Raw genomic sequence first — 10,799 nt, 5'->3', positions numbered from 1 at the left:
CTTGTCGAGCGAACCGAACTGCTCATCTCCAGGATCGAGAAGGTCTGCCAGCAGCATCTGATACAGATTGCTCCCGCAGAGGAATGATCGACTACCTCGCGACGGCGCTCTCCTTGCGTAACCGATGTTCCGTTCCCACGTTGTCATCGTCGCCGTGACCTGTGATCGGCAATGGACGAGTAACGGGAGTTCCTCCGCGGAGAGATGTTCGCTATTGTCCTGTGCCGTAAGTGGGCTGTACTCTTCCCATTGACGTCCCGCGGCAATATTCACCGATCAACGAGGGGCGGATTGCAGAGCACCTATATGCCTTGAATGGATTATCCGACTTTGAAATGTGTCGTCATTGACGGCGGTGTCTCGTCGGTAAGGGGTAGGTTTGAGTCCAGGCAGAATAAAGCGCAAGGAGAGAATGCATCTACCCGCGGTGCGACGTATCATCTACTTAGCTACGCAGACGCATGGTCCGTCGCTGTCTGAGGTAACGGAACGGTTCTGCGGTTGGTGGACAGTTTGCGGTATCTTGTCGGTGTTAAGTTGTGGTGGCGAAGAAATACCCGGTTGAAATTTGACAGATTGCGATAACCCACCTCGAAGCAGATGTCCGTTATCGGCATAGAGGTATCGGTCAATAGTTGCCCGGCCTTCCAGATACGAAGCTTGTTGACGTGGTCGGTGAAGGTGTGCCCGCTGTTTTTCTTGAAGAATCGCGAAAAAGCGCTGTCGCTCATGCCGACCATGCGAGCCATATCCGGCAACCGGATGTCCTCCGACAGATTTGCAAAGAGATACGCGAAGACCTGTTGCAGAGCTTCGAGCGAACCATAGCTCAGGTCCGGCACATAGGCTTCCGAAGACAGCGTATCGAACTCTTCAGTGTCGCGCAGCAGCGAGAGCAATGACAGGAAGGTCGAAAGCCGCAGCGAGCCGGTCTGAAACTCCATGTCGAGTATCAGTGCCTCCGCCTGTTCCCGCGCCCGGCCATTGAAGGAAAGCCCCCGCTGCGCGCGGGTGAGAAAATCACGCAGCCCCGCCAGTTCCGGCAGGAACGCTGAAGCCTGCTCCAGCTTGGACGGCAGAAACTGGATGACGATGTCGCGTCCTGGGATGCGCTCGTCCGGTCCGAGCGGCGTCACCCAGTCGTGCGGCAGGTTGCTTCCGATGACGGAAATATGGCCAGGCGTGAACGCGCCGACATGATCGCCTGCAAGTAGGACGCCGCTGGCGTTGGGAATGTAGTGGATCTCCACCTCCGGATGGAAATTCCAGACGTTGCGTTCCCACGGGTAGTCGTCGCGGCGCCACAGGAAGGTCTCGTCCGCGCCGGTCAAGACATATTCGAACCTCGCGACCGTTGGCGAATTAACTGACATTGCAGGCATCCTCCCGCGCTTGCCGGCATGCTCGTTGCGCTAACAATCAATATTAGATTGTGCAATGCACACAAAATTTCATGGCTATTTTTGGAATTTCTCGCATGAGAGTATCAGTATTGCGCAATGGCCGCACTTGTGTCCACCCCTTCTTTCCACAACTATTGAGGTCCGTTGAGCGTGTCGGAGGAGAGTTTATCACGCACAACCGGACCGATTCTGCGATCCAAAATGGAGGAGAACAATGAACAGTTTTATCAAAACCGTGGGCGTTGGCTTCGTCTCGCTTAGCCTTTGGAGTTCGACCGCTCTTGCTCAGGACTCCTGGTGGAAGACTGCGGCCCAGCCCTATCAGGGTACGACCATCCGGGGCATTTCGGAATCGACCCCAGCGTCGAAATATGTCGAGCAGGTACTCGGTCCGAAATTCACCGAAGAGACCGGCATCACGGTCGAATTCGAGGCCACATCTTGGGACCAGATGTACGACAAGGCGATCAAGGACATGGAGGCCAATACGGGCATCTATGACTTCGTCTATATCGAGCAGGACATCGTATATACGTATCTGGCTCGCAACTTCCTGGTCGATATCACCAAGTCGCTCGCCGATAATGCAAAGATCGCTTCGCCGGACTTCAACCCGGAAAATTTCACCACCTTCCTGAACTATTTCAAGGATCCGAAGTCGGGCCACGTCATGGGCGTACCCATGGAAGCATTCATCAAGCCTTACCTCTACCGCAAGGATCTTTTCGATGATCCGGCGATCCAGGAAGCATACAAGGATTCCACCGGTGCGGATCTGAAGCCCGCGACGACGCATGACGAGTATACTCAGATTGCCAAGTTCTTCACCGAATATGGCGCAGACAAGGAACTTTGGGGAACAACCGTACAGGCCTCCTCGAGCCACCCCGCCGCCTTCTACGAATTCTTCGAGTCGGTCGCGCCGACCTTCGGCGTGTACAACTGGGGCATCGACGGCACGACCTTCGCGGCCACAGAAGCGAACGGCGGCCAGATGAACTCCGCCGCCGCGAAGAAGGCGCTCAACTACTGGGTCGGCCTGCTGAAATATGCGCCGCCGGAATCGACGTCGTCCACGTGGGACGAGGTTGCCGGGACATTTGCCGCCGGCCGTGCAGCCCAAGGCCTCGTCTACGGTGAAAACGCTGCTTGGATCGCGACCGACGAAAGCAAATCGACGGTCGTCGGCAAAGTGGACGTGTCATTGCCTCCGGTTGAGGCGGGTATCATAGAAGCGGCCGAAGCCGGCAAGGGATATATCGGCTACTACGACGGCGGCGCCTTCGGTATCCCGCATTCGTCCAAGAACAAGGATGCCTCGCTGCTCTTCCTACAGTATATCGGGCAGGCTTCGGTGCAGACGGACTGGGCGCTGGCCGGCTCCCGCATCGTCATGAACTCGACCTACGACGATCCCAAAATTGTCGAGCAGGACAAGAAGATGAACGGCTACTACACGCTGATGCGTGAGGATGGAAAGCTGTTTGCCGGTGCACCGCCGTTCCCATTCCATTCGCAGGTTCTGCAGGTCGTCGCGCCGTTCATCTACAAAGCCATCGTCGGTGAAATCGAGCCGGACGATGCGTTGGACCAGGCCGCCACCGCAGCCGAAGCTGAGCTCGTAAAGCTCGGCTACCGCAAGTAAAAAAAACCGTACCTCCCGGCGGTTGGCGGTCGCCTTCAAGAAGGTGGCCGCCCCCGGTTTCCTGACTGCGGTTGGCGGGGTCTGACCGCGACGCTGATAGCCGGGCGAATAAGACTTTAAGCACGATCTGACGGAGCGAAGGATGAGACAATCCAACATCGGATGGCTGTTTCTAGCACCAGCCACGCTAATCCTGTTTGTTGTCGGGTTCGTTCCCTTCATCTACATTCTCTATGTCGGTTTCTTCGACTGGAATACCAACGCAGTCGATCCCACGCTGCGCTGGGCAGGCCTCCAGAATTACCGCAGCCTGGTCTTTGACACGACATTCCTGAACTCGCTTGCGCGCACGCTGGTCTTTGCCTTCTTCGTCGTTGTGAGCGAACTGTTGTTGGGTTATGTCTTGGCCCGCGCGCTGATGGCAGACCGCCTGTGGGGCCGGCAGTTCTTTCGCACGATCCACACGTTGCCAATCGTTGTCGCGCCTATTGCAGTCGGCGCCACCTGGCGGCTGCTATGCGTTCCAGGCTTTGGCATCGTGCCCTATTACCTGAAACAGTGGTTCGGCATCGACTACAACATCTCGACCAATGCCTATCACGCCTTCTCCACGGCGATTATCATGGACCTGTGGCACTGGACGCCGTTCGTCACCCTTTCGCTCATGGCAGGACTGACCGCCTTGCCGAAAGAACCGCTCGAACAGGCGCAGATCGACGGCGGCAACAAGCTGCAGATATTCTGGTACGTGATCGTGCCGATGTTGAAGCCGGTATTGCTGACAACCGTCTTCATTCGGCTGATGGACGCGTTGCGCTCGGTGGATGAAATCTGGATGCTGACCAAAGGCGGTCCGGCCGAGGCGACCCGGTTCATTGGCCTTCATATCTGGATCAACGTCTTTCCGAAGACAGACTATGGCTACGGCGCGGCCATGTCCCTTCTGACGCTTTACGTTACGATCGTTTTGAGCTGGCTGCTATTCGTCGCCATGACCGGCCGCAAGGGAGGCGCACAATGAGGCGCTCCGGTATAATCTCGTTCGTCCTTTGGATATGTCTGACCATTCTGACACTGCTTCCGGTCTGGTGGATGCTGGTCGTTTCGATGCGCCCCCGCGTGAAGCTCTATTCGAAGTCGTTCCTCATCGACGATCTGTACTGGGACAATTTCCTGGCCGTGCTGAACAGCTCGACCTTCCTGCAGTATCTCTGGAATTCGCTAATTGTTGCGACATCGAACGCAGCGCTGGTGTGCGCGCTCGGCTTGCTCGCGGCGTTCGGGCTGTCGCGTTACAAGATCAGCGGTGGCGACAACGTGTTTTTCTGGTTGATCACCAACCGCATGGCGCCACCGGCCGTGTTTCTGCTGCCGCTCTTCCTGTTGTTTACCAAGTGGTTCGTATTCGGCGATTTCATGTTGTTCGACACGAAGATTGGCCTAATCCTTCTCTATTGCGTCTTTAACCTGCCCTTCGCCATCTGGCTCTTGAAGGGCATGCTGGACGGGATTCCACTGGAACTGGACGAAGCGGCCCGGGTCGATGGTGCGACGACCGGCCAGGTGCTGTCCCACGTCATCTTGCCGCTGGCGCGGCCGGGGTTGGCCGTCACCTTCATCCTGACCTGGATTTTCTCCTGGAACGAGTACCTGTTTGCAGCGACCCTAACGTCGTCGGCTGGCGCCAGGACCGTGACGACGGCGCTCGCTGAATATGTCTCGGTCACCGGAACGAACTGGGGCGAGATGGCAGCGATGGCGTTCCTGACCACGCTTCCAGCCCTGGTGGTGCTCGGCTTCGTCCAAAAGCACATCGTGACGGGTCTGACGTTCGGCGCATTGAAAGGGTAAGATGATGGCTGGCATTCAAACCCAGAAACCCGAGCGCGACGGTTTCTTGCCGATCCGAACCAACGGCTTCGACAGGGGCTTCATCTCGGTCGTGATCTTGATCCTGGTGCACCTTCTCTGGATGCGATTCCTGGAGGGCATGTTGCCCCTATGGGTGGCGACGGTGCTCTGCCTCGTGTTGGCCGTGTTTATTATCCGAAAGGGCTGAAGACATGAGATCACTCGTTCTCGAACGGAAAGACGAACTGTGCATTCGCGACCTGGACCCGAAGGAAGCGCTCGGTCCCACCGACGTTCGCATTGCCATCAAGACCGTGGGCGTCTGCGGATCGGACGTTCACTATTATACTCACGGCGCGATCGGCCCTTTCGTGGTGCGCGAGCCGATGATCCTCGGCCATGAAGCCGCCGGTATCATCGAAGAGGTCGGCAGCGCGGTCCAGAACCTGAAAGTGGGTGACCGCGTTTGCATGGAGCCCGGCATTCCCGACCCTCAAAGTCGCGCGTCACGGCTGGGGCTCTACAATCTTGACCCCACGGTGCGCTTTTGGGCGACACCCCCGGTGCATGGCGTGTTGAGGCCGAGCGTGGTCCACCCAGCGGCTTTCACCTTCAAGCTTCCGGACAATGTTTCCTACGCCGCTGGCGCCATGATCGAGCCGCTGGCTGTAGGCTTTCACGCAGTCTCCAAGGCGAGGCTGACAGCCGGCGCGATCGTGCTGGTTACGGGTGCCGGTCCGATCGGCATGGTGACAGCGATCGCCGCGCTGTCAGCCGGCTGTGCCAAAGTTATCGTCACTGACGTTGTCGATGAGAAGCTTGCCGTAGCGCGCAAACTCGGGCCTGCCATCATGACCGTCAACGTTCGCGATCAGGACTTGAAAAGTGTCGTAGCCCGCGAAACCGAGGGCTGGGGCGTCGATGTCGTTTTCGAATGTTCGGGCGCGGCCGAAGTGATCGCAGGCACGTTGCACCATGGTTGCCCTGGCGGAGTCATCGTGTTTGTCGGCATGCCGCTTAAGCCGGTCCCGCTCGATGTCGTCATCGCCCAAACCAAGGAACTGCGCATCGAGCACGTATTCCGCTACGCCCATGTCTACCCGCGCATCGTCGCGCTCTTGGGATCGAACCAGATCAATGTCGATGCGCTGATCACCGATACCTACGCCTTTGAGGACTCGATCGAAGCGTTCGATTACGCCGTACGACCAAAGCCGTCCTCCGTTAAGATTCAGATCGAGCTTGGGAAGTAGCATGTACCTGCGGAAATTGGATCTCAGTGGAAGGGTCGCCGTCGTCACCGGTGCGGGGCGCAACATCGGCTATGCCTGCGCTGATGCTCTGTCCGAAGCCGGCGCGCATGTCTTGCTGACTGATCTTGACGAAGAGCTCGGTCAGTCGGCCGTCTCGAAGCTCGCCGCGAGGGGGCGAAAAGCCGAATTCGTACGTCTCGACGTGACCGATTCCGGCGAAACCGACCGTGTCGCGGCGGCGATCGTGACCAAGCTTGGTCGCGTGGACATTCTGGTCCCCAATGCCGGCATTGCTTCGCACAGTCCGGCAGAGGAAATGTCCGATGCGGACTGGCTGAGGGTCGCAAACGTGAACCTCAATGGCGTGTTCTGGAGCAATCGTGCCTTCGGAAACCTCATGTTGAAGGCGGGCAAAGGCTCGATCGTCAATATCGGTTCAATGTCCGGCATCATCGCCAACCGGCCGCAGCCGCAAGCGGGTTACAACGCCTCGAAGGGTGCCGTTCACATGCTGACGAAGTCGCTTGCTGTCGAATGGGCCCCACGGGGCGTCCGCGTCAACGCCGTCGCGCCAACTTATATCGCTACAGACATGACGAAGGCCGCCATTGAAGAGACCGGGTGGGACAAGGACTGGATGGACATGACGCCGATGAAGCGCATGGGCGAAGTCGAGGAAATTGCGTCTGTCGTCCTGTTCCTGGCTTCCGATGCCGCCAGCCTGATGACCGGCAGCATCGTCGTTGCGGATGCAGGATATACCTCATGGTGAAGCTGCCCCTGCCCCCGTCCCGAATGATCCGCGGCCATGCCGCCACAACTGACTAAGGATTGACATATGGCGACGATCGAGCTCGACCAGGTCGACAAGCATTACGGCTCCTATCACGCACTGCGCAAAATCTCGTTCGATATAGCCGACGGTGAGTTCGTCGTACTGGTCGGACCCTCCGGTTGCGGCAAATCCACGCTGCTGCGATCGCTTGCCGGCCTTGAGGAGATTACCGGCGGCACTATCAAGCTCGGCGGACATCGCGTCGACAACATCGCCGCCAAGGACCGTGACGTGGCGATGGTATTCCAAAACTACGCACTCTATCCGCACATGACCGTCCGGGAAAACATGGCTTTCGCATTGAAGTTGCGCGGCGAAAATCTTGCGGATCGCGACGCCAAGGTCGATAAGGCTGCCGAGATGCTGCGGCTTACGCCTTATCTCGACCGATATCCGAAGGCGCTCTCCGGAGGCCAGCGGCAGCGTGTTGCCATGGGGCGAGCGATGGTTCGCAGCCCAAAGGCGTTCTTTTTTGACGAGCCGTTGTCAAACCTGGACGCCGCGTTGCGCGTGGATATGCGTTCGGAGATCAAAGCTCTTCACCAGCGCCTCGGCGCTACGTCCGTGTATGTCACGCATGACCAGATTGAAGCCATGACCATGGCGGACCGCATCGTCGTGCTTCGCGACGGCAAGGTGGAGCAGATCGGTGCGCCACTGGAGCTTTACGACAGGCCGACAAATACCTTCGTCGCCGGTTTCATCGGATCGCCAGCGATAAACATGCTACCGGCCACGATCGATCTCTCTCGAAACTCAGCGCAGCTCGCCGATGGATCGACCCTTCCCCTTCCACAAGGCACGCGGGCAAGCAACGGCCAAGAGGTGATATACGGGGTTCGTCCTGACCAGTGGATGCTCTCGCATGCCGATACGGGCGTACCGGCGACTGTCGAGTTGATCGAGCCGACGGGGGCCGAAATTCTTTTGGCAGCCCAATTGGCAGGCCAGCGTGTGTTGTGCGCCTTCCGCGAGCGCCACGCGCTGAAGCCGGGCGACAGGATACGGCTCGACGTCGATCCTGCCGCCGCTCATGTGTTCGACAAGCAAACCGACCAAAGACTCGCGTTCTGAGCAACAGGCATCGGGAGGATCAACCGTGTCGGACTTTACAGGAAAAACGGTAGTCATCACGGGTGCTGGCAAGGGCATCGGTCGCGCCTGCGTTGAACTGCTCACGCAGCGTGGCGCGCGGGTCGTAGCCTTGTCGCGTTCGCAGGCCGATCTGGATCATCTGGCGGCAAAGTTCGGCGCGACCGTACTATCAGTCGATCTCGCAGACAGTGCCGCAGCACGCGCCGCCATGAAGAAGGCGGGGCTGGCCGACGCGCTGATCAATTGCGCGGGAACGAACGTGCTCGAAAGCGTCCTCGACATGACGGAGGAGGGCTATGAGCAGGTCCTGGGGATCAACCTTCGTGCCGCGCTGATTTGTGCGCAGGAGTTCGCGAGGGCCCGCATTTCAAATGGTGGCGGCGGCACGATCGTGAATGTGACCTCGATCGCCGGACATCGTGGTTTCGTGGATCATGTGGCTTACGCCGCTTCAAAGGCGGGACTGGAAGGTGCGACACGCGTCATGGCCAAGGAACTCGGCGCCTATGGAATCCGCGTCAACGCAGTGGCGCCTACGGTTACCATGACGGAACTTGCCGCAAAGGCGTGGTCCGAACCTTCCAAACGTGACCCAATGATTGTTCGCCACCCGATGGCGCGTTTTGCAGAGGTCGGCGATGTCGCACGGTCGATCGCACTGCTTATTTCAGAGGACGCGGCCATGATCAGTGGCGCAGTCCTTCCAGTCGACGGCGGCTTCCTTGCTGTCTGAAAAACAAGAGCGAGACAAGAAGATGACTAAACAACTCAAAGGAAAGATCGCCGCGGTGACCGGCGCAGCTTCCGGTATTGGTCTGGCCACGACCTGTGCCCTGATCGATGCCGGCGCCAAGGTCGTGATGGTCGACTATAACAGACAGGCGCTCGAAACGTACGCTGCCAAGTTCGGCGACGCTGTAGTTTCCCAGGTCACCGATCTTTTGGATGCCGCAAGTTGTGCGGCCATGGTGCCGGAAATCCTGGCAAAGGTCGACCACCTCGATATCCTACACTGCAATGCAGGGTCCTACATTGGCGGGGACTTGATCGATACCGATACCGCGACAATGGATCGGATGCTGAATCTCAACGTGAACGCCGTCATGAAGAACGTCCGCGACATCGCTCCGCACATGATCGAGCGCGGGACCGGGGACATTTTGGTCACTTGCTCCGTGGCCGGCCATGCGCCGATCCAGTGGGAGCCGGTATATTCCAGCTCCAAATGGGCGATTACTAGTTTCGTCCAGATCATGCGCCGGCAGTTGAAAAACCACGGCATCAGGGTTAGCCAGGTCTCGCCCGGCCCGGTCGTTTCCGCTCTGCTTGCCGATTGGCCTGCGGAAAATCTCGAAAAAGCAAAAGCCAATGGAAGTTTGATCGAGCCCTCAGAGGTCTCGGAGGCCATCATCTTCATGCTGACCCGCCCACGAAACGTCACGATCCGGGACATGATTGTGTTGCCGACAAATTTCGACGTGTAGGTAAGGAACACCAAGTCGTTTCGGAAGCTGAACTCCGGACTTCGCGCCATAGGTCTACGATAACAAACAAACGATCGCACCGAATTGCATCGACTAGCAATCCTTGTGGTCACATCCAGTTCGTCGGAAGGCGCAACGTCGGCTTTTGCGGCGCGCGGTCAACTTTACAAACGTCCGAAATGGGGGCGCAAAGTAAGCTTGCAAGTGCAGCCCGGAGCGACGGTGTCCCCCTTCTGGGAACGCTCTCCCATGAGCAATAGGTCTTCAGGTACAGACTCGCGAATCCCAAAGCGCGCCGAAGGGCTGGATGCATTCCACGCTATCCTGCCGTTCGACCGACGCAACCAACTGGCAGCACTTCTAACAGATGATGATGTCGCGACACTGACGCATCTGGCGAAGGAGGGCGTGGGCGCAAAAAAATGCTGCGCGCGCCCCCGGCCTCACCTAATTCGATGCCTGGTGCGCGCTGCCTACCAGCGATCCCCCTGGCCCACACCCGGGGCGCTGCTGCTGCAGTTCGTCGCCCACCACCTCTGGGATCCCGTCCGGCGTGAAGGCGATCCGGCGCATGGGAAGCCGGCGGAGGTCGAAATTGGATTGCGAAGCCAGGTGGTGCTGCGATCGGAAGGTCCGCATGCGCCGGCCACGGTACAGCGGCGGCTGACCTCCTGGTCGATCCTGACGCGCTGGGCATTCCGAAATCGCTGGTCGAGGAAGAGCCGGTCCGCGCGGCCCCTGAGGATCTGGCTTCCCCTCCCCTGCCTGGCCATCCGCCTTAGCCGCACCAGAACGACGGGTCCGGACGACGATTCCCGATCGGTGATGATCGGACGACTGGTCGAAGCGTTGAAGCACTGGCTGCAGGAGGCCCGGAGCGACAGCGGCCCGGTCTTCCGCCGCATCGATCAGTGAGTAATGTCGATCGCCGGGCGCTGACGACACATGTCGGTCAACGTGATCCTCAAATCCCGTCGTGCCAGGGCCGGGCCTGATCCGCAAGAGCTTCCGCGTACGGCCTGCGCTCCGCTACCTCATCGAGGCCGCCATCGTGGCATTCCCCTATCCGAGGCGATGACACAGTCGCAGCATAAATCGATAACACAGGCGGGTGACCGGTGCCGGTCCCGGCGAAGAGTGGCGCCGGCAGGTCGAAGGAAAGAGGCGCTTGATGATTGTGAAGCCTGTTTCAAAAGTTCTTTGCAAACCCTTCGTTGAAACCGGATTGCGCTT

General features: G+C 58.6%; 10 protein-coding genes and 1 pseudogene. 10 read left to right on the top strand and 1 reads right to left on the bottom strand.

All coding sequences use genetic code 11. The features are described 5' to 3' along the window. Positions 1 to 449: 449 nt before the first annotated feature. On the bottom strand, positions 450 to 1,373 hold the full coding sequence (locus OCK02_RS25945) for an AraC family transcriptional regulator (RefSeq protein ID WP_263815541.1): 924 nt from the start codon (positions 1,371 to 1,373) through the stop codon (positions 450 to 452). Positions 1,374 to 1,617: 244 nt separating this feature from the next. Between OCK02_RS25945 and OCK02_RS25940 the strand changes: the two genes are divergently transcribed. From OCK02_RS25940 to OCK02_RS25895, 10 genes and pseudogenes are all read left to right on the top strand, one after another. Beyond that, the gene (locus tag OCK02_RS25940; RefSeq protein ID WP_263815540.1) at positions 1,618 to 3,048 is read left to right on the top strand and encodes an extracellular solute-binding protein; all 1,431 of its coding nucleotides are present in this window, start codon (positions 1,618 to 1,620) and stop codon (positions 3,046 to 3,048) included. 142 nt (positions 3,049 to 3,190) lie between these two features. Then, complete coding sequence (locus tag OCK02_RS25935; protein WP_263815539.1) at positions 3,191 to 4,069, top strand: carbohydrate ABC transporter permease; 879 nt, start codon at positions 3,191 to 3,193, stop codon at positions 4,067 to 4,069. Further along, positions 4,066 to 4,899, top strand: a complete 834-nt coding sequence (locus tag OCK02_RS25930) for a carbohydrate ABC transporter permease (protein ID WP_263815538.1) — start codon at positions 4,066 to 4,068, stop codon at positions 4,897 to 4,899. The genes OCK02_RS25935 and OCK02_RS25930 overlap by 4 nt, the downstream gene beginning before the upstream one ends. A gap of 1 nt (position 4,900) precedes the next feature. Next, positions 4,901 to 5,107, top strand: coding sequence for a DUF2160 domain-containing protein (locus OCK02_RS25925; RefSeq protein ID WP_263815537.1), 207 nt, complete (start codon positions 4,901 to 4,903; stop codon positions 5,105 to 5,107). Positions 5,108 to 5,111: 4 nt separating this feature from the next. Further along, complete coding sequence (locus tag OCK02_RS25920) at positions 5,112 to 6,152, top strand: NAD(P)-dependent alcohol dehydrogenase (protein ID WP_263815536.1); 1,041 nt, start codon at positions 5,112 to 5,114, stop codon at positions 6,150 to 6,152. 1 nt (position 6,153) lies between these two features. Further along, on the top strand, positions 6,154 to 6,924 hold the full coding sequence (locus tag OCK02_RS25915) for an SDR family NAD(P)-dependent oxidoreductase (protein WP_263815535.1): 771 nt from the start codon (positions 6,154 to 6,156) through the stop codon (positions 6,922 to 6,924). 66 nt (positions 6,925 to 6,990) lie between these two features. Further along, positions 6,991 to 8,061 carry an ABC transporter ATP-binding protein gene (locus OCK02_RS25910; protein WP_263815534.1) on the top strand — a complete coding sequence of 357 codons (1,071 nt, stop codon included), beginning with the start codon at positions 6,991 to 6,993 and terminating at the stop codon, positions 8,059 to 8,061. Positions 8,062 to 8,086: 25 nt separating this feature from the next. Further along, positions 8,087 to 8,815: an SDR family oxidoreductase gene (locus OCK02_RS25905; RefSeq protein WP_263815533.1), complete on the top strand. Its 729-nt coding sequence runs from the start codon at positions 8,087 to 8,089 to the stop codon at positions 8,813 to 8,815. Between the two features lie 22 nt (positions 8,816 to 8,837). Further along, positions 8,838 to 9,566, top strand: coding sequence for an SDR family oxidoreductase (locus OCK02_RS25900; protein WP_263815542.1), 729 nt, complete (start codon positions 8,838 to 8,840; stop codon positions 9,564 to 9,566). A 249-nt stretch (positions 9,567 to 9,815) separates the two neighbouring features. Next, positions 9,816 to 10,784, top strand: a pseudogene (locus OCK02_RS25895) (hypothetical protein). Positions 10,785 to 10,799 lie beyond the last annotated feature (15 nt).

This window comes from Rhizobium sp. TRM96647 (assembly GCF_025780115.1).
Taxonomy (GTDB): domain Bacteria; phylum Pseudomonadota; class Alphaproteobacteria; order Rhizobiales; family Rhizobiaceae; genus Mycoplana.
This window is presented reverse-complemented; position numbering and strand designations above follow the sequence as displayed.